Annotated in this window: 21 protein-coding genes and 2 pseudogenes; 17 read left to right on the top strand and 6 right to left on the bottom strand. The window is 70.4% G+C overall.

All coding sequences use genetic code 11. The annotated features are described in order from the left end of the window. Positions 1-52: 52 nt before the first annotated feature. The 4 genes from AB0D18_RS36095 to AB0D18_RS36110 all read left to right on the top strand — a co-directional run bounded on the left by AB0D18_RS36095 (position 53) and on the right by AB0D18_RS36110 (position 5,820). Positions 53-1,597 (top strand): GMC oxidoreductase, encoded by a 1,545-nt coding sequence (locus tag AB0D18_RS36095; RefSeq protein WP_362428724.1) that lies wholly within the window; start codon positions 53-55, stop codon positions 1,595-1,597. After that, the gene (locus tag AB0D18_RS36100) at positions 1,597-2,676 is read left to right on the top strand and encodes a glycine betaine/L-proline ABC transporter ATP-binding protein (protein ID WP_362428726.1); all 1,080 of its coding nucleotides are present in this window, start codon (positions 1,597-1,599) and stop codon (positions 2,674-2,676) included. Before AB0D18_RS36095 ends, AB0D18_RS36100 begins: the two co-directional genes overlap by 1 nt. A 214-nt stretch (positions 2,677-2,890) precedes the next feature. Further along, positions 2,891-4,855 (top strand): ABC transporter permease subunit, encoded by a 1,965-nt coding sequence (locus AB0D18_RS36105; RefSeq protein ID WP_362428729.1) that lies wholly within the window; start codon positions 2,891-2,893, stop codon positions 4,853-4,855. Further along, the gene (locus AB0D18_RS36110) at positions 4,855-5,820 is read left to right on the top strand and encodes an ABC transporter substrate-binding protein (RefSeq protein WP_362428732.1); all 966 of its coding nucleotides are present in this window, start codon (positions 4,855-4,857) and stop codon (positions 5,818-5,820) included. Before AB0D18_RS36105 ends, AB0D18_RS36110 begins: the two co-directional genes overlap by 1 nt. Positions 5,821-5,898: 78 nt before the next feature. Here AB0D18_RS36110 and AB0D18_RS36115 read toward each other — a convergent pair whose 3' ends face one another. Together AB0D18_RS36115 and AB0D18_RS36120 are read right to left on the bottom strand one after the other, a co-directional pair. Beyond that, complete coding sequence (locus AB0D18_RS36115; protein ID WP_362428735.1) at positions 5,899-6,321, bottom strand: hypothetical protein; 423 nt, start codon at positions 6,319-6,321, stop codon at positions 5,899-5,901. After that, entirely contained in the window at positions 6,318-6,746 is a 429-nt protein-coding gene (locus AB0D18_RS36120; RefSeq protein WP_362428738.1) for an ATP-binding protein, read from the bottom strand. Before AB0D18_RS36120 ends, AB0D18_RS36115 begins: the two co-directional genes overlap by 4 nt. 244 nt (positions 6,747-6,990) lie before the next feature. Between AB0D18_RS36120 and AB0D18_RS36125 the strand changes: the two genes are divergently transcribed. From AB0D18_RS36125 to AB0D18_RS36155, 7 genes and pseudogenes are all read left to right on the top strand, one after another. After that, positions 6,991-7,842 (top strand): helix-turn-helix transcriptional regulator, encoded by an 852-nt coding sequence (locus AB0D18_RS36125; protein ID WP_362428741.1) that lies wholly within the window; start codon positions 6,991-6,993, stop codon positions 7,840-7,842. Positions 7,843-7,845: 3 nt separating this feature from the next. Continuing rightward, positions 7,846-8,040 (top strand): DUF397 domain-containing protein, encoded by a 195-nt coding sequence (locus tag AB0D18_RS36130; RefSeq protein WP_362428743.1) that lies wholly within the window; start codon positions 7,846-7,848, stop codon positions 8,038-8,040. 289 nt (positions 8,041-8,329) lie between these two features. Further along, positions 8,330-8,851: a DUF6879 family protein gene (locus tag AB0D18_RS36135; protein ID WP_362428746.1), complete on the top strand. Its 522-nt coding sequence runs from the start codon at positions 8,330-8,332 to the stop codon at positions 8,849-8,851. A gap of 15 nt (positions 8,852-8,866) precedes the next feature. After that, positions 8,867-9,067 (top strand): annotated as a pseudogene (locus AB0D18_RS36140) (helix-turn-helix transcriptional regulator); the annotation flags it as partial. Between the two features lie 60 nt (positions 9,068-9,127). Next, a complete protein-coding gene (locus AB0D18_RS36145; RefSeq protein WP_362428875.1) occupies positions 9,128-9,718 on the top strand; it encodes a DUF5753 domain-containing protein in 591 nt (196 codons plus the stop codon). 92 nt (positions 9,719-9,810) lie between these two features. Next, on the top strand, positions 9,811-10,044 hold the full coding sequence (locus AB0D18_RS36150; protein WP_362428749.1) for a hypothetical protein: 234 nt from the start codon (positions 9,811-9,813) through the stop codon (positions 10,042-10,044). Then, positions 10,041-10,262, top strand: a complete 222-nt coding sequence (locus AB0D18_RS36155) for a hypothetical protein (protein WP_362428752.1) — start codon at positions 10,041-10,043, stop codon at positions 10,260-10,262. The genes AB0D18_RS36150 and AB0D18_RS36155 overlap by 4 nt, the downstream gene beginning before the upstream one ends. A 202-nt stretch (positions 10,263-10,464) precedes the next feature. On the opposite strand, the gene AB0D18_RS36160 is transcribed toward AB0D18_RS36155, so the two are convergent. Next, a complete protein-coding gene (locus AB0D18_RS36160) occupies positions 10,465-11,151 on the bottom strand; it encodes an alpha/beta hydrolase (RefSeq protein ID WP_362428755.1) in 687 nt (228 codons plus the stop codon). Positions 11,152-11,372: 221 nt separating this feature from the next. Here AB0D18_RS36160 and AB0D18_RS36165 point away from each other — a divergent pair. The 3 genes and pseudogenes from AB0D18_RS36165 to AB0D18_RS36175 form a co-directional block, all read left to right on the top strand. Then, positions 11,373-11,537: pseudogene (locus AB0D18_RS36165) on the top strand (nitroreductase/quinone reductase family protein); the annotation flags it as partial. 68 nt (positions 11,538-11,605) lie between these two features. Next, the gene (locus AB0D18_RS36170; protein WP_362428758.1) at positions 11,606-12,508 is read left to right on the top strand and encodes a MerR family transcriptional regulator; all 903 of its coding nucleotides are present in this window, start codon (positions 11,606-11,608) and stop codon (positions 12,506-12,508) included. A 248-nt stretch (positions 12,509-12,756) separates the two neighbouring features. Continuing rightward, positions 12,757-13,713, top strand: a complete 957-nt coding sequence (locus tag AB0D18_RS36175; RefSeq protein WP_362428761.1) for an RIO1 family regulatory kinase/ATPase — start codon at positions 12,757-12,759, stop codon at positions 13,711-13,713. Between the two features lie 274 nt (positions 13,714-13,987). On the opposite strand, the gene AB0D18_RS36180 is transcribed toward AB0D18_RS36175, so the two are convergent. After that, positions 13,988-14,461, bottom strand: a complete 474-nt coding sequence (locus AB0D18_RS36180; RefSeq protein ID WP_362428764.1) for a hypothetical protein — start codon at positions 14,459-14,461, stop codon at positions 13,988-13,990. Positions 14,462-14,719: 258 nt separating this feature from the next. On the opposite strand from AB0D18_RS36180, the gene AB0D18_RS36185 reads away from it, so the two are divergent. Together AB0D18_RS36185 and AB0D18_RS36190 are read left to right on the top strand one after the other, a co-directional pair. Next, complete coding sequence (locus AB0D18_RS36185; RefSeq protein ID WP_362428767.1) at positions 14,720-15,889, top strand: sensor histidine kinase; 1,170 nt, start codon at positions 14,720-14,722, stop codon at positions 15,887-15,889. Beyond that, positions 15,886-16,563 carry a response regulator transcription factor gene (locus tag AB0D18_RS36190; RefSeq protein ID WP_362428770.1) on the top strand — a complete coding sequence of 226 codons (678 nt, stop codon included), beginning with the start codon at positions 15,886-15,888 and terminating at the stop codon, positions 16,561-16,563. The genes AB0D18_RS36185 and AB0D18_RS36190 overlap by 4 nt, the downstream gene beginning before the upstream one ends. Before the next feature lie 241 nt (positions 16,564-16,804). Here AB0D18_RS36190 and AB0D18_RS36195 read toward each other — a convergent pair whose 3' ends face one another. After that, positions 16,805-17,317, bottom strand: coding sequence for a carboxymuconolactone decarboxylase family protein (locus tag AB0D18_RS36195; RefSeq protein ID WP_362428773.1), 513 nt, complete (start codon positions 17,315-17,317; stop codon positions 16,805-16,807). Between the two features lie 47 nt (positions 17,318-17,364). On the opposite strand from AB0D18_RS36195, the gene AB0D18_RS36200 reads away from it, so the two are divergent. Beyond that, positions 17,365-18,798: a PLP-dependent aminotransferase family protein gene (locus AB0D18_RS36200; RefSeq protein WP_362428775.1), complete on the top strand. Its 1,434-nt coding sequence runs from the start codon at positions 17,365-17,367 to the stop codon at positions 18,796-18,798. A 110-nt stretch (positions 18,799-18,908) separates the two neighbouring features. Here AB0D18_RS36200 and AB0D18_RS36205 read toward each other — a convergent pair whose 3' ends face one another. After that, positions 18,909-19,301: an STAS domain-containing protein gene (locus AB0D18_RS36205; RefSeq protein WP_362428778.1), complete on the bottom strand. Its 393-nt coding sequence runs from the start codon at positions 19,299-19,301 to the stop codon at positions 18,909-18,911. Between the last annotated feature and the right edge of the window lie 228 nt (positions 19,302-19,529).

Raw genomic sequence — 19,529 nt, forward strand, 5'->3', positions numbered from 1 at the left:
GCCCCAACCCCCCTTACGCGCAGCACCTTCCGCCAGAAGAGGAGCAGCTTCCATGCCCGAGACCACCCACGAGTACGACTACGTCGTCATCGGCGGCGGCACCGCCGGCTCGGTGATCGCCTCCCGTCTCACCGAGGACCCCTCCGTCCGCGTCGCCGTCATCGAGGGCGGCCCCACGGACGTCGACCGCCCCGACGTCCTCACCCTCCGCCGCTGGATGGGCCTCCTCGGCGGTGACCTCGACTACGACTACCCCACGGTCGAGCAGCCGCGCGGCAACTCGCACATCCGGCACAGCAGGGCCCGCGTACTCGGCGGCTGCTCCTCGCACAACACCCTCATCGCGTTCAAGCCGCTGCCGTCCGACTGGGACGAGTGGGAGGCGAACGGGGCCGAGGGCTGGGGTGCCGGCGCCATGGCCCCGTACTTCTCCAAGCTGCGCAACAACATCGTCCCGGTCGACGAAAAGGACCGGAACGCCATCGCCCGCGACTTCGTCGACGCCGCGCAGAGGGCCCTCGGCGTCCCGCGCGTCGAAGGCTTCAACCAGAAGCCCTTCGAGGACGGCGTCGGCTTCTTCGACCTCGCCTACCACCCCGAGAACAACAAGCGGTCCTCCGCCTCGGTCGCGTACCTGCACCCGTTCCTCGACCGCCCCAACCTCCACATCCTGCTGGAGACCTGGGCGCACAAGCTGGAGCTCGAAGGCACCCGCGCCCGCGGCGTCCACGTCCGTACGAAGGACGGCGAGGAGGTCCTCGTACGGGCCACCCGCGAAGTCCTCGTCTGCGCGGGCGCGGTGGACACTCCCCGCCTGCTCATGCACACCGGCATCGGCCCGGCCGCCGACCTCGAAGCGCTCGGCATACCCGTCGCCGTCGACCTCCCCGGCGTCGGCGAGAACCTCCTCGACCACCCCGAGTCGGTCATCGTCTGGGAGACGAACGGGCCGATCCCCGAGAACTCGGCGATGGACTCCGACGCGGGTCTGTTCGTGAAGCGCGACCCGGAGCACGCGGGCCCGGACCTGATGTTCCACTTCTACCAAATCCCGTTCACCGACAACCCGGAGCGCCTCGGCTACGAGCGCCCCGCGCACGGCGTGTCGATGACCCCGAACATCCCCAAGCCGCGCAGCCGCGGCCGGCTCTACCTCACCAGCGCCGACCCGGCCGTGAAGCCCGCCCTCGACTTCCGGTACTTCACCGACGAGGACGACTACGACGGCCGCACCCTCGTCGACGGCATCAAGACCGCCCGCGAGATCGCGAAGGCGGCCCCGCTCTCCGGCTGGCTGAAGCGCGAGGTGTGCCCAGGACCCGAGGTCACCTCCGACGAGGACATCAGCGAGTACGCGCGCAAGGTCGCGCACACGGTGTACCACCCGGCGGGTACTTGCAAAATGGGTGCCGCCGACGACGAACTGGCCGTCGTGACACCGGACTTGAAGATCAAGGGACTCGACGGGATTCGCATCGCCGACGCGTCCGTCTTCCCGACGATGCCCGCCGTCAACCCGATGATCGGGGTCCTGATGGTCGGAGAGAAGTGCGCCGAGCTGCTTGTGCAACCGACCCTTCCCGGAGGTGCCGCGTAATGAGTACGACGCCCGACATTGCTGCCGACAGCAACGAGCCCGTCTTCTCCGTGAAGAACCTCTGGAAGGTCTTCGGCCCCAAGGCCGACAAGATCCCCGGAGACAAGGACCTCACCGGCCTGTCCGTCCCCGAACTGCGCGCCCGCACCGGCTGCACGGCCGCCGTGCGCGACGTGTCCTTCGACGTCCGCAAGGGCGAGGTCTTTGTCGTGATGGGCCTCTCCGGCTCCGGCAAGTCCACGCTCGTACGCTGCCTGACCCGGCTCATCGAGCCGACCTCCGGCAGCCTCGCCATCGACGGCGAGGACGTCCTCTCCATGGACAAGGCGCGCCTGCGCGAACTGCGCCGGCACCGCGCCGCCATGGTCTTCCAGCACTTCGGCCTGCTCCCGCACCGCACCGTCCTCGACAACGTCGCGTACGGCCTGGAGGTCCAGGGAATGGGCAAGGCCGAACGCCGCGCCAAGGCCGCCGAGGTCATCACCAAGGTCGGCCTCGACGGCCTTGAGGACCGCCGCCCCGGCCAGCTCTCCGGCGGCCAGCAGCAGCGCGTCGGCCTGGCCCGCGCGCTCGCCGTCGACCCCGAAGTGCTGCTCTTCGACGAGCCGTTCAGCGCACTGGACCCGCTCATCCGGCGCGACATGCAGGAAGAGGTCATCCGCCTCCACGAGGAGGAGGGCCGCACGATGGTCTTCATCACGCACGACCTCAACGAGGCGCTGCGCCTGGGCGACCGCATCGCGCTGATGCGCGACGGCGAGATAGTCCAGCTCGGCACCCCGGAGGAGATAGTCGGCTCGCCGGCCGACGACTACGTACGGGACTTCGTCCGCGACGTCCCGCGCGAGCAGGTCCTCACGGTGGCCTCCGCGATGCGGGCCCCGGAGCCGGGCGACGCGGAGTCCGGCCCGGCCGTGGCCCCGGAGGCCCCCGTCTCGGACGCCATCGAAGCCCTGGTCCGCACGGGCGAACCGACCGCCCGCGTTATGTCCGACGGCCGCCTCCTGGGCGTCGTCGACCGGGCATGCCTGCTGGGCGTGGTCGCAGGTACTCCTGCCGCCGTGGCGGTGACCGCCTGATGAGGTACGCGAGTACGCCGCACCACCACCCCAGCCCCCTTGGGCGGCCGGGCCGCCGCCCCAGCCCCCTTGGGCGGCGGGGCCGCCCCCCGGGGGCGGAACGGGCGGGCAAGGGGGCGGCCCCCCACGCGGAGCTCCGCTCCCCGGCCTCGGCCCACTCCCGCCCGGCTCACCCCCGCCCGGCTCACCCCCGCCCCACCGGCGAGGTGACCGCATGACCGCCGTCACCACCTCCGCCGCCCCCAAGCCCCTCGACCAGAGGACCGGTTGGCGAACCACCCTCACCCGCCACCCCTCCCTCCTCAAGCTCGCCGCCCTCCTCCTCGCCGCCGCGATCCTCATCCCCCTCGCCCACGCCCGCTGGGCGTCCGGCAGCTGGCCCGCCGCCCTGACCGTCGACGTGACCGAGCCCCTCGGCAAGGTCAGCGACTGGATCATCGACAACCGCGACGGCCACCCGCTCTTCCTGTACTTCTTCGGCCACATCTCCAACGCGGTCGTCCTCTCCGTCCGCGCCGTCTACCTGGTCCTCCTCGCCCTCGGCTGGGCCGGCACCACCGTCCTCGCCGCGCTGATCGCCTGGCGCGCCGCAGGCGTGAAGCTCGCCGTCGGGACTCTCGCCGCGCTCGCCACCTGTGGCCTGCTCGGCATGTGGGTGCCGACGATGCAGACGCTCGCGCTGATGGCGGTGGCCGTCGCCGCGTCCGTGGCCCTCGGCGGACTGCTCGGCCTCGCCGCCGGGCTCTCGGACCGTACGTTCCGGGCGCTGCGCCCCGTCCTGGACACCATGCAGGTGCTCCCGGCCTTCGCGTACCTGCTGCCCGTCGTCCTGATCTTCGGCATCGGCGTCCCGGCCGCCGTCCTGGCGACCGTCGTGTACGCGGCCCCGCCGATGGCCCGTCTCACCGCGCTCGGTCTGCGCGGCGCGGACAAGGGCGTACTCGAAGCGGTCGAGTCCCTGGGTGCCACGGCCCGCCAGCGCCTGCTGACGGCCAGGATCCCCCTCGCCCGCAAGGAGATCCTGCTCGGCCTCAACCAGACGATCATGATGGCGCTGTCCATGGCCGTCATCGCGTCCGTCATCGGCGCCGCGGGTCTCGGCGACCGCGTGTACCAGGCGCTCGCGTCGGTGGACGTCGGCCAGGCGCTGGCCGCCGGACTCCCCATCGTCCTGATGGCGATCGTCCTCGACCGGGTGACCGCCGCAGCGGGCTCGGGGAGCCGTGAACACGGCCGCTCCTGGACCCCCGCACTCATCGGCCTGGCCGTCGTCGCGGCGGTCGCCGTCGCGACCCGCCTGGCCGGCGGGCTCCTGTGGCCCGCCTCGTGGTCGGTCGAGATCGCCCCGACCGTCAACACGGCCGTCGGCTGGATGACCGACCACCTCTACTCCGGGGTGCCCGTCATCGGCGGCACCGCCGACTGGGCGGCCCACTTCACGTCGTGGATCCTCGACCCGGTCCGCTCGGGCCTCACGTCCCTGCCCTGGTACGCGGTACTGCTCCTGGTCGCCGCCCTGGCCTGGCTGATCGGCACCTGGAAGTCGGCGCTCACTGCTGTACTCGCGATGGCCGGGATCGGCGTCCTGGGCATCTGGAAGCCGTCCATGGACACGCTCTCCCAGGTCCTCGCGGCCGTCGCCGTCACCCTGGTCATCGGCTTCGCGATCGGCATCGCCGCCTCCCGCAGCGGCCGCCTGGAACGCATCCTGCGCCCGGCCCTGGACGTGATGCAGACGATGCCGCAGTTCGTCTACCTGATCCCGGTCGTCGCCCTCTTCGGCGTCGGCCGCGCCCCAGCAGCCGCGGCGGCCGTGGTCTACGCCCTCCCTGCCGTCGTACGCATCACCACGCAGGGCCTCCAGCAGGTCAGCCCGGCCGCGATGGAATCGGCCCGCTCGCTCGGCGCCACCAGCGGCCAGCAGCTCCGCCAGGTCCAACTCCCGCTCGCCAGGCCGTCCTTGCTCCTCGCCGTCAACCAGGGCGTCGTCCTGGTCCTCGCGGTGGTCATCATCGGCGGACTGGTCGGCGGTGGCGCACTCGGTTACGACGTCGTCTTCGGCCTGGCCCAGGGCGACCTGGCCACCGGCCTCAAGGCGGGCGCCGCGATCGTATGCCTGGGCCTGATGCTCGACCGGGTGACGCAGCCGTCGCGCGCAGCCCGCAAGGAGGACGCGTGATGAATCGCCGTACCGGAATCAAGGCAACCGCATTGGGCCTGTCCGCCCTGGTCCTCACCGGCTGCGGGGCGGCCGACATGACGCAGCAGGCGTCCCCGTACGCAAACGCGGAGGGCGCGAAGACCGTCACCCTCTCCGTCCAGTCGTGGGTCGGCGCTCAAGCGGACGTAGCGGTCGCCAAACTCCTCCTCGAACGCGAACTCGGCTACCGCGTCGACACGGTCCAGGTCGACGAGGTCCCCGCCTGGGACGCCCTCAGCCAGGGCCGCGTCGACATGATCATGGAGGACTGGGGCCACCCCGACCAGGAAGCCCGCTACGTCAAGGACAAGAAAACCATCGTCCCGGCGGGCGAGGTCGGCGTCATCGGCCACATCGGCTGGTGGGTCCCGAAGTACTTCGCGGACAAGCACCCGGACATCAAGGACTGGCGCAACCTCAACAAGTACGCCGACCAGTTCAAGACGGCCGAGAGCGGCGGCAAGGGCCAACTCCTCGACGGCTCCCCGTCCTACGTCACCAACGACAAGGCCCTGGTCGACAACCTCAAACTCAACTACCAGGTCGTCTTCTCGGGCTCCGAAGCCGCGCAGATCACCCAGATCCAGCGCTTCGCCAAGGACAAAAAACCCTTCCTCACCTACTGGTACAAGCCGCAGTGGCTGTTCGAGCAGGTCCCGATGGTCGAGGTGAAGCTCCCCAAGTACTCGGACGAGTGCGCGGCGAAGGCCCCGGAGAAGATCGACTGCGAATACCCGACCACCCCGCTGGCGAAGTACATGAACGCCAACTTCGCGAAGAAGGGCGGCAAGGCGGCCCAGTTCCTCAAGAACTTCAAGTGGAACGCGGAGCAGCAGAACGCGGTCTCCCTGATGATTGCCGACCAGAAACTGTCGCCCGAGGCGGCGGCGGAGAAGTGGATCGCGGACAACGAGTCGACGTGGAAGGCGTGGCTGCCGAAGTAGGCACCACGCAGCGCACCTGCACCCACGCGCCGGGCGCGACGGAAGAGATTCCGTCGCGCCCGGCGCGCGTGCGTTCCGTCAGCTCCGGGGGCCACCGTCCGAGCTGACTGCCGCAGCCCACAGGTCGGCCACGTCGGTGAGGGTCACGGCGAGGTCCACCCACTGGTCGAGCACGGCGAGGTCGGTACAGGCGGTGATGCGGGCGCGGTCGTCCTCGGTGAGCGGCACCTGACGGAGGTCGAGGACACGCAGGACACTCGTGGCCTTGCCGGCGGCTTTGCCTTCAAGGTAGGCAGTCTCCCGGTAGGTGCCCCGCCCGGGGAAGAAGGTGCTGTTGTCCATGAGTTGCCTCCAGTAGGCCCGGGTGGAAGAGCCGATGAGACCGACCTCCACCAGCTCCGAGAAGTAGACGGCGCCGTCGCTGCCCTCCGCCGCGAGGGCTTCTGCGGTCGCCTTCAATACGGCGAGGCGGTCGGCGGCCCCGGGGGCGGGCGCGTTCAAGCCGCAGCCGCCAGCTCGCACCACACGTACTTGCCGCCGTCGCCGGTGCTGGTCAGCGGATGCCAGCCCCACTCGTCCGAGCAGGTGCGTACGAGTGCCAGCCCGCGTCCCTCTTCGGCGTCCTCGGTGGCGGTACGGAGCGGGGGAGCGGGTGGGGTGGGGTCAGCGTCCCAGGCGCCGATGCGCAGGATGTTGCCGGTGCGGCGGACGCGGAGGGCGGCGGGGCCCTTGGTGTGGCGGACGGCGTTGCCGATGAGCTCGGTGGCGAGGAGCTCGGCCAGGTCGGAGAGGTACGCCAGCCCGTGCAGGGCGAGGATCAGGCGCAGGGTGTGGCGACTGACGGTGACGGCGCGAGGGTCGTGCGGGATGTAGAGCGAGTACTCCCAGTTCTCGGTGAGGTACGGGTCCACGTCGGATCGCGGCATGGCTAACTCCCTGTTGGATTAGGCGAGTTGAGGTGAGAGGCGATCCTTGGGCGGTGGCATTGGCGCGGCCGTCATGGCATGGCGGGGCGGTGCGCTTCCGGGATCCCGGGATCGCTGTGTGTGCGACGCATTACAGACCGTAGGGCGAAACATTTAGCCGTCGCAAGCCGTTCGCGTAATCTGACCCCCGAAAGGGGTACTCAACCCCGGGCGTTCGCAAAGCTGTTGGAGAAGTGGAGATCGCATGCCGGCGAGGACCCAGCCGACTGCTCGCCAGGTTCGCTTGGGGGCTGAGCTGCGCAAACTGCGGGAGGCCGCAGGCCTGACGGGCCGGGAAGTGGCGGGCCTTCTCGGCTCGAACCCGGCGCAGGTGAGCCAGATCGAGGCGGGCAATGCCGGAGTCAGCGAAGAACGAGTCCGGCGGCTGGCCGCGCACTACGCCTGCTCCGACCCGGAGTTGATTGATGCACTTGTCGCGATGGCGACGGACCGCGCGCGGGGGTGGTGGGAGGAGTACCGCGGCGTCCTGCCCACGGCCTTCCTTGACTTGTCGGAGCTGGAGCACCACGCCCGCTTCATTCGGGAGGTGGGCACCGGGCATGTGCCGGGGCTGCTTCAGACCGAGGAATATGCGCGAGCCGTCTTCGCCTACTGGCAGCCGGAGCTGCCCGGTAGTGAACTGGACCCGAGGGTGGCGCATCGGATGCAGCGCGCATCGGTGCTCGACCGCGTCGAGCCGGTGCCGTACGAAGCGGTGCTGCACGAAGCCGTGTTGCGTACACGCGTCGCCGACAGGCGCACGGCTCGTGCCCAACTGGAAACCATTCTGACCTGCTCGGAGAAGCCCAATGTGGCTGTGCGCGTCATCCCGTTCGACGTGGACGGCTTTGCGGGTGCGGGCACGACGATGAAGTATGCGGGTGGGGTCGTGGCCGCTTTGGACACGGTGTGCATGGACACCGTGAGCGGGGCGGTCTGGGTAGATGCGCCCGCGCAACTTGGGGCGCTGCGATCGATCTTCCGGAAGGTCGCGTCGGTCGCGCTGGACCCCAGCAGCTCACGGAACCTCATTTACCGTTTGGCAAAGGAGATCTAGCGCATGACCCAGTGGCAGAAGTCGAAGTTCTCCAACGGTACGGAGGGCGGCGACTGTATAGAACTCGCCTGCGAGGGGCGCGGGTTGCTCCTCCGTGAAAGCGAAGACCCGACCCACATCCTCGCCCCCGCTCCCACCGCCCTCGCGGCCCTCCTGAGCCACTTCCGTGACGATGCGGTCCGGCCCTCGCGCGTGTGACGCCCTCTTGTGCTGGCCAGTCGCAAGCGGGACGCTCGTGGAACTACTCGGAACCCGTGAGAGGCGGCAATCGCCATGGCGCTGCAGTTCATTGCGAAGGACCCGAACACCAACGGGACTCAGTGCCCCACGGCCTGGGTGGACGACGAAGCGGAAGAGATCGTGGTCCAGGGCTGGAAGGCCGGGGCGGAGCTGTTGGCGCAGTGCCGTAGCACCGGGCCCATCCCGGACACGGAGGCGGTTGTGCGGCTGCCCATTCGCATGGTGCCCGTACTGAGGGAGGCGTGTGATGTCGCAGACCGACTTGGCGTTCGTTGAGCTGCTGGCCAACACCCGCCATTCGGCAGTGCACTTGGAGATGCGCGACTCGTACGGGATCGGCGAGGAGACGTCGGAGTTCGGGCGGTGGCGGGCGGGCTGGTACCCCGACCGTGACCGGGCCAGCTGGTGGGGCGACTTCCACACCTGGGTGCGCGATGCGACGCTGCGAGGTGTCGAGTTCCGTCGGGCCCGCATCGTCTCCGAGCCGGTGAGCGAGTACATCGGGTACGAGCATGCGTGCACCTATCAGAACGTCGAGGCGGGCGAGTTGGTTCGGTGGCTGCCTCGACGCAAGGCATCGGACATCGCGCTTCCCGGCAACGACTTCTGGCTGTTCGACGACAGCGTGGTTATGTGGAACCACTTCACTGGTGACGGTGCATCCGCAGGCCCGGAACTGGATGAGCGGCCTGAGGTGGCGAAGCTGTGCGCGTCGGCGTTCGCGACTGTGTGGGAGCGAGCCACGCCGCACGAGGACTATCGAATCTGACGGATCATTCCGTACATGCCTGCATCTCCTTCATCGAGTGCTCAGTCTGCCCGCAAAGCCCTGGCCGACAGACTCCGCGAGATCCGAAGGGACGCGGGCGTTTCCGGCAACGTCCTTGCTGCCAGCGCAGGTTGGTACAAATCCAAGGTCTCGCGCATCGAGAACGCGGTAACTCCCCCGTCCGTCGAGGACATCCGGGCCTGGTGCCGCGCGTGCGGGGCCGAGAGTCAAGCCGCTGACCTGATCGCTGCTGCCCGTACCGCTGACAATATGTACGTGGAGTGGCGGCGAGTCCAGCGCTCGGGTCTGAAGCAGCTCCAGGAGTCCTACCTTCCGCTCTACGAGCGGACACGGGTCTTCCGCACCTACTGTGCGAACGTCGTTCCCGGCGTACTCCAGACCCATGCCTACGCCTCCGCGCTGTTGCGCTCCATCAGCGAGTTCCACGAGATCTCCGACGATGTGGAGGAGGCCGTGGAAGCCCGGCTCGACCGGTCCGCGCAAGTGGTGCGGGCGGGCGACCATCGCTTCGCCCTGGTGCTTGAGGAGTCCGTACTCAGACACCGGGTCGGGGACGCCGAGACCATGGCGGGACAGCTCGGGTACCTGCTGTCGGCCATGGCCTTCCCGTCCGTGGCGCTCGGCGTGATCCCGTTCGCCACGGAGCGGCGCATGTGGATGATCGAGACGTTCAGCGTTTACGACGAGATACAGGCCGAGGCGGAACTGCTGACGGCGCGTGTGAACGTCACGGCACCGACCGAAGTCCGGCAGTACCTGAAGGCGTTCGGAGAGTTGTCACGGCTGGCGGTCTACGGCTCGGATGCCCGTGCTCTGATCACTTCCGCCGTGGACGCGCTGGAGTGATGTGTGTGGAACTCTTTGGAACTTCCTGGCAGCCGGACTCCCGCCGCTCCTAACGTGCTTCTCACCGAGCACCTGAAAGGGGACGGCCCACCATGAGCGACCCCAGAACCGACCCCAGAACCTACCCCGACCCTCCGGTCCAGCTGCCGATGCCGGATCTGCTGGAGCCGGTCCCGGTGGAGGGGTGCGACGTCTGCGCGGCGCTGGCCCGGCAGCGGGCGGAGGCGCGGGTGGGGCGGGACATGTCGTGCGTGTCCGACTCGAACGTGGAGCTGCGGCGACACCCGCATCCGCATCGGACTCCGACACGGCGGCCCGCCAAGTGATCACGGCGCAGCACATCGGTCTCCGCGTCGAGGACCGCGCAGGACACCTCGGCATCCTGCGCGACCTGATGCCCGACTGGGAAGACCCCGCCGAACTGCCGTGCAGGCGCCAGCCGAAGCCGATGGCCTTCGTACACCCACTGACTGGCGGCCGGGAGTGGCAGAGCGCCCCCTCGCAGTGGGCGCCGTGGACGCGTGCCACGTCCGAGTACCTGTAACCGATCCGTACTACCGAGCACCCGCGGTCTTGGGAAGCTCCGCAGCTACGCGTCGCGATGCTCGCGGAACCACTGCACCACCAGCTTCATCGAGCACCGCCCTCTCCCCGGCCACCGGTCTCCAATTCTCCGGCTTTCGGCCGCCGGTCTCCCCGGCCGATTCAACCTCGCGGGTACAGGGACGGCGCTCGGCCCCGCCGGGTTACGCGCCCGCCGCCTCCTCGATCAGATCGGTCACCGCGTCAGGGCGGGAGGCCAACGAGGCGTGGCCGGTGTCCAGTTCGATGACCTTGCGGGGCTCCATGCGCTTGGCCATGCGGCGCTCGTTGTCGGGGTGGATCATGCGGTCCTCGGTGGAGACCTGGTACCAGGTGGGCTTGGTGCGCCAGGCCGGCGAGGTGACGTTCTCGCCGAACGCCGAGCCCAGCGGCGCCTTCTGCGTCACGGCCATCACCAGCGCCTCGTCCGCCGACAGGTCCTGGGCGAAGCTCTCATGGAACTTGTCCTGCTTGACCCACAGATAGCCATCGGAGTCCGGCGCGATGCTCGCGAACGCCGCCGGAGGGTGCTCCTCGGTGAGCCGGCCGGCGCTCTCGCCCGCGTCCGGGGCGAACGCGGCGATGTAGACCAGGCCGGTGACATTGGGCAGGTCACCGGCCTCGGTGATGACCGCGCCGCCGTAGGAGTGGCCGACGAGCGTCACCGGGCCCTCGATCTGCCGGATCATCTTGCGGGTGCGTTCGGCGTCGTCGGCGAGGGAGGTCAGCGGGTTCTCCACGGCGTGCAGCGAGTCGAAGCCGCGGCGGTGGAGCTCGGTGATGACCTTGGCCCAGTGGGCGGCGCCGCCCCAGAAACCGTGCACCAGGACGATTGCGGGCTTGTCAGCCATCGGGGAACCGTGCCTTCTCTGCGTAAGCGGGACGTGCGGGGGCCTGCGGGGGAAGTGCGGGGGCCTGCGGGGGCTTGCGTGCTCCGCCGCCCAGCACACTCCGCCCCGGCCGCCGACGCACCCCCGGGTCCGCCGGTCGGGTGACGGCCACCACCCCGGCCCCGCTCACCTGCCAAGCCATCGCTGCCCGGCCCTCACCCGGCCACGCCCTCCGGCCACCCTCCGGCCACACCCGCCGCACTCCCCTCGGCGGCAGCCTCGTCGGGCGGGACTTCTGGTTCGTCTCGGAGTACGGCGAGAAGGCGCAGTACGTACGCAACATCCTCGCCGACCCGCGCGCCCGGGTCCGCCTCAAGGGCCGCTGGCACCAGGGCGTGGCCCACCTCGGAGCTGACCGAGGCTCGAGCCCCCGGCGCTTGAGTCTCCAGCGGCTGGAGGGTCCAGGATCTCGCCCATGGACGAAGAACGCCCCGACGTGCTCACCATCGGCCGGCTCGCGCACCGCACCGGAATTCCGGTGCGGACCCTGCGCTTCTGGTCGGACGAGGGAGCGCTGCCGCCCGTGGCCCGTTCCGCGAGCGGTTACCGGCTGTACGACGCCGGGTCCGTGGCCCGCGTCGAGCTGGTCCGCACCCTGCGGGAGCTGGGCCTCGGGCTCGACGACGTGTGCCGGGTGCTGAGCGGCCGGACCACTGTCGCCGAGGCCGCCCACGCGCACGTGGCCGCGCTCGACGCGCAGATCCGCTCGCTCAAGGTGAGCCGGGCCGTCCTGTCCACCGTGGCGACACGCGGATCCACCGCTGAGGAGACAGCACTGATGAACCGGCTGGCGCGGCTTTCCGCCGCCGAACGCAAGCAGATCGTCGACGAGTTCAAGGAGGAGGTGTTCGGCGGCCTCGACGTCGAACCGCAGCTGCGCGACCGCATGAGCACCTTCAGCATCGAATTGCCCGACGATCCCACGCCCGAACAGGTCGACGCCTGGATCGAACTGGCCGAACTGGTGCAGGACCCTGGTTTTCGCGCCCGGTTGCGCACCTGGATGGAGCTCAACACGCCCCTGCCGGGGCAGCGCCGTCCCCCCGGGGCGTCCATCTGGTGGGCAAGGCAGGTCGTGCAGACCGTCGCGGCGGCCAGGAAACGCGGGGTCGCCCCCGACGGCCCGGAGGCGGCCGAGATGCTCTCCGAGCTGTTCGGCGAGGCCGATCGGAGCGCCGTACTGCGCAGCCTGGAGGCCGGGATCGAGGCAGGGGCGGAGCACTACCGCAGACTCGCCGCCCGCGTGCGCGGGCAGGAATCGGCCCCCGACGCGACCGGGGAACTGGAGTGGCTGGCCCGAGCCCTGCGCACCGCTTGACCAGGCCTGACCAGACCTGACCTGACCGGGCCCCCGCCCCGCCCGCGACCGGTCGGCTTCTTTCGTCGGCAGGAGGACCGGACCCGCCCCGCCGGTTTATTCGGTTGCCGCTCCCGCGCCCGCCCTTCAGCATGGGCGGGACGCCGGGAGCTGCCCGGTGCTTCACGAGAGGAGGCACGACGTGACAACGACTGTCCTCGGCCTGCCCGCAGTCCGACTTCCTCTCACCTCATGGAGCACCCCCAGCGATGTCGTACGCCGACCTCCCGCAGAACCCGCAGCACCTTCAGCACTCCCAGCACCCGGCATTTCCTGACGCCTTCGGCAGCGAGCCCTCCCGCTACGTCCGGCCGAAGGCCGACCTGAGCGATCTCGACGACCGGTTCGTCTTCGACTTCCAGGCCTACGGCGACCTTGAGGACGGCCAGCGCTGGTCGACCTGGCTCAGCGTCGAACCCCTCAGCCGCGGCCCCGAGCCGCTTCCGGACTGGGTGGTGACCTCGCAGGGCGCGATCGACACCGAGCTCGGTGTCCTCAAGACCGGCAAGGAAGCCGACGTCCACCTCATCGAGCGCGCCGACCCGCTCGAACCCGGCGCTGGCGTCGTCATGGCGGCCAAGCGTTACCGCTCCTCGGAGCACCGGTCATTCCACCGCGCCGCGTCCTACACCGAGGGCCGCTCGATGAAGCGCTCCCGCGACGAGCGGGCAGTCAAGCGGAAGAGCACCTTCGGCCGACAGGTGGCGGCCGGTGAGTGGGCGGTGTCCGAGTGGGCCGCGCTGGTGCGGTTCTGGAACCTCGGGCTGCCGGTTCCCTACCCGGTCCAGATCGACGGCACCGAGATCCTGATGGAGTGGATCACCGTCACCGACGCGGACGGCACCGTTCAGACCGCGCCCCGGCTCGCTCAGGTCCGACCCTCACCGGAGCTGCTGGCGTCGTACTTCGAGCAACTCACCGACGCGCTCGCGACCATGGTGCAGAACGGCGTCGTGCACGGCGACCTCTCGGCGTACAACATCCTGGCCGCGGGCGAGCGGCTGGTCGTCATCGACCTGCCCCAGATCGTCGACCTGGCCGGCAACCTCAACGGGATGAACTTCCTCCAGCGCGACTGCGCCAACATCTGCGGCTGGTTCCGCTCGCGGGGCCTCGACGCCGACGAGCACGCGCTGTTCGGGGAGCTGATGGCGCACGCCTTCTGAGCGCCGGCCCGCGACCCGTACCAGGGCCTGTACCCAGGGGCGGTCGCCGCCCCGTCGCAGGCCATGACCGGCGCGTCAAGCCGTCTGCGGGCCCCTGGCGCTGCCCCGGTGCCGGGCGCCGCACGTCGTGGGGCCGGCGAGCGACGTGTCGCCCGGCTCACACCTCCTCGTTCGAGGAGGGTGACCGTGCGGCCGCCCGGCCCTCCCGCCAGGGGAGAGCCGGGCCGCTCTTCGGTCGCACCGAGCGGCTCCTCGGCGACGACCTTCCCCCGGCTCAGCGGTAGTAGTACGCCTTCGCCTCGACCGTGTGGGCTTTGCCCTTCAGGTAGATGCGCATGTAGTACGCCGTGCCGGACGACGTGCTCGCCTTCACCGTCATCCAGCCGCCGTTGCAGTAGCCCCAGCCGCCCTTCTTGACGACCTTCTTGTCGCGGGTCCGCACCACGTCGATCTTGTACTTGGTGCCGTCACCGCCGTTCCAGCAGCGTGCGTTGACGCCGAGCGTGCGGCTGCGCGGGGCGAAGTCGGGCGTGGCCCAGTACTTGGTGGGCTTGTGGCTCTTCGGCCCCCAGATCAGGTGCCAGCCCGCCTTCGCGGCGGAGGCTTCGGTCCGCGCAGCGGCGGCGCCCGGTGCGCTCTGCGCCGCCGGCGCCGACGGCGCTGCCTGGGCGGCCGGAGCGGCCAACGCGAGGCCGCTGCCCAGCGCCACCGTAGCCGTCGCCAGGGCGAGGCTCTTTCGTACCGTCATCGTGTCGCATCCTTCCCGGACCACTGGCCGGGTCCCCCGTTGGGTACCTCGTATTGACCGTGGCCGCGTGGCGCCCGGTGGTCGGCCGAGGCGCCGTCGTGCTGGTCCAAGAAGCTACGGGCGGCCCGTACGGCGCCGCGTCCGGCGGTGGGTTGAACTCCCGGCAGACCCGCGGCGGTAGGCACCCGGTTCCTGCACCTTCCGCGGTACCGCGGCAGTCTGACGTCCCGCCGCCCGCCCCACGGTTACGCTGCGGCGATGCAGATCCGCCCCCCGGCCCATGCCGGCCTGGCATCCGACACGTTGATTGCCGTGGCGCTCACCGGCGTGGCCGTGCTCCTGGGGCAGGAGGCCGCGAGCCAGGGATGGTCCGCGCTCGACGCGCCCGCGTACGTGCTCGTCGCACTGGTCAGTCTGCCGCTCGCGCTGCGCAGCAGGGCGCCGGTCGCCGTCTGTGCCTTCGTCCACCTCGTGTGGTTCTGGTACGTCACCGCCGGCTACTGGCCCGTCGTGAACACCTTCGGGCCGATGCTCGCCGTCTACACGGTGGCGTCGCTGCGTCCCTTGCGCACATCTGTCACCTGCGCTGCCTCGATGGCCGGGATCTGGATCTACGCGGGAGTGGTCAGCCACAGCGACTCCATGCCGTCCGTCGTCGGCCAGGCCCTCGTCTTCTCCGCCGTGCTGTGGCGTTTCGGCGTCACCGCCCGCCGTGCAGCCGAACTTGCCCGCAGTCTCCGCGAGGAGCAGGCCGAACGGGCCCGCCGAGAAGTGGCCGAGGAACGCAGCAGAATCGCGCGCGAGCTGCACGATGTGGTGGCTCACCACATGTCGGTCATATCGGTGCAGGCGGGCCTGGCCGGATTCGTCTTCGACTCGGACCGCGACACCGCACGTACCGCGCTCTCCACGATCTCCGGAACCAGCGCGGAGGCACTCGAGGAACTCCGCCGCATGCTATGGGTGTTGCGGGCCTCGGACGAGGACGGCGTACCAGCCGCGCCCATGCCGGGCCTCGCGCGTCTGGGGGAGATGCTGGAGCGCGTACGGTCCGGTGGTGTGCGGGTCGACCTGCGGATCGAAAGCAAGGCCCGCCCGCTCGCGCCCGGCGTCGAGCTGTGCGCATACCGCGTCGTGCAGGAGGCGCTGACCAACGTACTGAAGCACGCACCCGGAGCCGCCGCCTACGTGGAACTGCGTTATGAGCCACGCCAGTTGGTGGTGACCGTCACGGATGACGGACAGGGGGTGATTCCGGACAAGGTTCGGCCGGGCAGCGGCCATGGGTTGATCGGCATGCGTGAGCGGGCCAAGCTCTACGGGGGGCGGGTCGACATCGGCCCGCGGAGCGAGGGGGGTTTCGCGGTGCGTCTGACCCTGCCCACCTCCACGCAGGCCGTAGGTGAGGGAGAAGACACGTCGCGATGACCAGGGTGCTCGTCGTCGACGACCAGTTCCTGATCCGCGCCGGGCTGGTGGGCCTGCTGCGCGCGGCCCCCGGCTTCGAGGTGGTCGGCGAGGCGGGCGACGGTGAGGAGGCCATCGCCCTGGCCGCACTGACCCGTCCCGACGTCATCCTGATGGACATCCGGATGCCCGGTATGGGCGGCGTCGCGGCCACCGAGAAGATCCTCGCCGACGCGTCGGACCCACTGCCCCGGGTCCTCGTCCTGACCACCTTCGACCTGGACGAGTACGTCTACGGCGCCTTGCGTGCCGGTGCCTGCGGCTTCCTGCTCAAGGACTCGGGACCCGAGCGGCTGCTCGCCGCGGTCGCGGCGGTCGGTGGGGGAGACGCGCTCTTCGCGCCCAGCGTCACGCGCCGCCTGGTCGAGGCGTTCGCCCGGCGCGCCTCCCACGCCGGGAGAACGGACGAACCGCTACCCGACCTGGCAGCGTTGACCGCGCGAGAGGTGGAGGTGCTGAGGCTGACCGCCAGAGGTCTGTCCAACCTGGAGATCGCCGGCGAGCTGTTCATCAGCGAGGCGACTGTCAAGACACACCTCAATCGCACGATGACCAAACTGGACCTGGGCAGCAGGGCACAGGCCGTGGTGATGGCATACGAGACGGGTCTGGTCACTCCAGGGGGCGCGGTCTGACGGCCACGGGCTCGGGCGGCGGGGCGCCACCGGGTACACAGCCAGTACCGCAGTTCCCGCGCGAGCACTGCCGCCGGCCACCGGTCCGACCCGGGACGCGCCCTCAGGCCTCAGGCGGGGACGAAGACGTCCTCGTGGAGGTCCGCGTCCGCCGTCAGATCCCGCACACGATCCCGTGAAGCGCGAGCAGACGGACCACCGGTTTCACCGGAGCCCGGTGGGTGGTCGCCCGCCCAGTGCTTCAGTGCGATCCCGCCACGTAGTGGCCCGGCACCATGCGGGTCGAGACCGCGAAACGGTTCCAGACGTTGATGGTGTTGATCGCGGCGATCAGATGGGCCAGCTCGACCTCGTCGAAGTGCTTGGCGGCCTTCTCGTACACCTCGTCCGGTACGAAGCCGTCGTTAAGGACCGTGATCGCCTCGGTCAGTTCGATCGCCGCGACCTCCTTCGCCGTGTAGAAGTGCTGCGACTCCTCCCACGCCGACAGCTGGATGATCCGCTCCACGCTTTCGCCCGCCGCGAGCGCGTCCTTGGTGTGCATGTCCAGGCAGAACGCACAGTGGTTGAGCTGCGAGGCGCGGATCTTCACCAGTTCCGCCACCACCGGGTCGAGGTGCTTCTTGGTGGCCTTCTCCAGCTGGAGCATGGCCTTGAAGACCTCGGGGGCGTGCTCGGACCAGTTCATCCGGGGGGTGTGCTCGGGGACGTTCACGGTGTTCACGGTGTTCGCGGTGTTCTCGTTCGTCGTCATGACCACTACGTTATGCGGGCGACGGCCCACCGGTATGGTCCATTCCTGTGACGGATTCCTGGGCCACTTATCAGGCCGAACTCGGTAAGGACCTCCATCTCGACCTCAGCGGCAGCGGCACGGGCTCCGGCCTGCGCAGCGGCCTTCGCGACGCCCTCCGCGAGGCCGCCCGCACCGGCCGCCTCGCCCCCGGCGCCCGGCTGCCCTCCTCCCGTACGCTCGCCGCCGACCTCGGCATCGCCCGCAATACCGTCGCCGACGCGTACGCCGAGCTCGTGGCCGAAGGGTGGCTCACCGCCCGCCAGGGCTCCGGCACCCGCGTCGCCGAGCGGGCCGCCACCGCCGCACCCCGGAAGCGCGCGCCCGCGACGCCCCGCCGCCCGGCCCGTACCGCCCCCGTCCACAGCCTCCTGCCCGGCGCCCCCGACCTCTCGACCTTCCCCCGCACCGAGTGGCTCAAGGCGTCCCGCAAGGCGCTCGCCGCCGCCCCGAACGACGCCTTCGGGTACGGGGATCCGCGCGGCAGGATCGAACTGCGCACCGTGCTCGCCGAGTACCTGGCACGCGCCCGCGGCGTGCACGCCGACCCCGAGCGCCTCGTGATCCGCTCCGGGTACGTCAACGCGCTGACCTTCCTCGCCGGAGTGCTCAGGGACCGCGTCCCGGCCGCGAAGGCGGTGGCCGTCGAAGCGTACGGACTCGATCACCACCGGGAGTGCTTCCGCGCCGCCGGACTGCGCGTCCCTGCGCTCGGACTCGACGAACTGGGCGCGAGGACAGGCGAGTTGGCGGGCATGGCAGGTGTCGGGGCGGTGCTGCTGACCGCCGCGCACCAGTTCCCCACCGGCGTCGCCCTGCACCCGGACCGGCGGGCGGCGGCCGTCGACTGGGCGCGGCGGAGCGGCGGAGTGATCCTGGAGGACGACTACGACGGCGAGTTCCGCTACGACCGCCAGCCGGTCGGCGCCCTCCAGGGCCTCGACCCGGACCGGATCGTCTACCTCGGCACCACCAGCAAGGCCCTCGCCCCCGGGCTGCGGCTGTCCTGGATGGTGCTCCCGGCGGAGCTGACCGGCCTGCTCTCCCCGCACGACAGCACCACCAGCGCGCTGGAACAGCTCACCCTCGCCGAGTTCATGGCCTCCGGCGCGTACGACCGCCATGTGCGCTCCATGCGGCTGCGCTACCGGCATCGGCGCGACGAGCTGGTCGCCGCCCTCGCGGCCCATGCACCGGGCGTACGGATCAGTGGCATCGCGGCCGGCCTGAACGCCATCCTCGAACTGCCGCCGGGCAGCGAACAGTCCGTGATCCGCGCGGCGCACTGGCAGGGGCTCGCGGTGGACGGGCTGTCCCGGTACCGGCACCCGGACGCGCCGGGGGAGGGGCGGGACGGGCTGATGGTCGGGTACGCGACGCCGACCGACAGCGCGTGGGCGGGCGCGCTGGAGGCGCTGATCAGGGCGCTGCCGCAGCCATGAGGGGCCGGAAGCGGGCCTGGACGCGGACCGGCCCCCGGTTCCGTACGGCGTGGTACGGGGCCGGGGGCCGGCGGACGTGCGGCGGAGCGCGGTGTGTCAGTTCCGGCGGCTCACCTCTGGGCCTCCTCGGCCAGCAGGGATCCGCTCCGGGTCGCGGCGAGCAGACGTTTCACGGCGGCGGACGCGGCGGCCAGGATCAGCCGCCGGCCGCCCCGCCGCCAGGCGAGCAGTGCGTTGAGGAAGCCGGAGTCGCAGAAGGTGACCCGGGACGCGTCGACCACGAGGCGGGTGTGCCCGAAGGCGGCGGCCGAGGCGAGCAGCGCGCTCAGCGGGGCAGCCGTGAAGTGGTCGATCTCGCCCTGGACGGCAATGCTGAGGGTCGTGCCCTCGGTGTGGCAGGCGGCGATGACGGGCGGCAGCGGCCGCCTGGCGGCGCCACGGCCGGACCGGATCGAGGTGATCGACGTCGGCAGTATGTGGGAGGGGCTTGCGGTGGTGTTCACGCCGTCTGCAACGAGCCCCGGTCCCCTCGGGTACTGCCGGGGCGCAGGGATCACCCGGCCGCGCGAACCCTCGCCGGACCGCAGGGAAACCGTCGCGGCCCGCAGGGGGAAGCAGAAGCCCCGGCCGGACGGGGGAGACCGGCCGGGGCAGTATAAGGAGGCGGGGTGAAAATCCCGCGCATAGATGAAGGATAAACCATCAAAGGGGTGGTTTCTTCCACCGGGCAA

It is taken from the genome of Streptomyces sp. NPDC048442 (genome assembly GCF_040651475.1).
Taxonomy (GTDB): Bacteria; Actinomycetota; Actinomycetes; order Streptomycetales; family Streptomycetaceae; genus Streptomyces.

Bases quoted from the DNA above. Each gene is read 5' to 3' on its own strand.
- AB0D18_RS36095 (WP_362428724.1), top strand. From the start codon at position 53: ATGCCCGAGACCACCCACGAGTACGACTACGTCGTCATCGGCGGCGGC.
- AB0D18_RS36100 (WP_362428726.1), top strand. From the start codon at position 1,597: ATGAGTACGACGCCCGACATTGCTGCCGACAGCAACGAGCCCGTCTTC.
- AB0D18_RS36105 (WP_362428729.1), top strand. From the start codon at position 2,891: ATGACCGCCGTCACCACCTCCGCCGCCCCCAAGCCCCTCGACCAGAGG.
- AB0D18_RS36110 (WP_362428732.1), top strand. From the start codon at position 4,855: ATGAATCGCCGTACCGGAATCAAGGCAACCGCATTGGGCCTGTCCGCC.
- AB0D18_RS36120 (WP_362428738.1), bottom strand. From the start codon at position 6,746: ATGCCGCGATCCGACGTGGACCCGTACCTCACCGAGAACTGGGAGTAC.
- AB0D18_RS36125 (WP_362428741.1), top strand. From the start codon at position 6,991: ATGCCGGCGAGGACCCAGCCGACTGCTCGCCAGGTTCGCTTGGGGGCT.
- AB0D18_RS36130 (WP_362428743.1), top strand. From the start codon at position 7,846: ATGACCCAGTGGCAGAAGTCGAAGTTCTCCAACGGTACGGAGGGCGGC.
- AB0D18_RS36135 (WP_362428746.1), top strand. From the start codon at position 8,330: ATGTCGCAGACCGACTTGGCGTTCGTTGAGCTGCTGGCCAACACCCGC.
- AB0D18_RS36150 (WP_362428749.1), top strand. From the start codon at position 9,811: ATGAGCGACCCCAGAACCGACCCCAGAACCTACCCCGACCCTCCGGTC.
- AB0D18_RS36160 (WP_362428755.1), bottom strand. From the start codon at position 11,151: ATGGCTGACAAGCCCGCAATCGTCCTGGTGCACGGTTTCTGGGGCGGC.
- AB0D18_RS36170 (WP_362428758.1), top strand. From the start codon at position 11,606: ATGGACGAAGAACGCCCCGACGTGCTCACCATCGGCCGGCTCGCGCAC.
- AB0D18_RS36175 (WP_362428761.1), top strand. From the start codon at position 12,757: ATGTCGTACGCCGACCTCCCGCAGAACCCGCAGCACCTTCAGCACTCC.
- AB0D18_RS36180 (WP_362428764.1), bottom strand. From the start codon at position 14,461: ATGACGGTACGAAAGAGCCTCGCCCTGGCGACGGCTACGGTGGCGCTG.
- AB0D18_RS36185 (WP_362428767.1), top strand. From the start codon at position 14,720: ATGCAGATCCGCCCCCCGGCCCATGCCGGCCTGGCATCCGACACGTTG.
- AB0D18_RS36190 (WP_362428770.1), top strand. From the start codon at position 15,886: ATGACCAGGGTGCTCGTCGTCGACGACCAGTTCCTGATCCGCGCCGGG.
- AB0D18_RS36195 (WP_362428773.1), bottom strand. From the start codon at position 17,317: ATGACGACGAACGAGAACACCGCGAACACCGTGAACACCGTGAACGTC.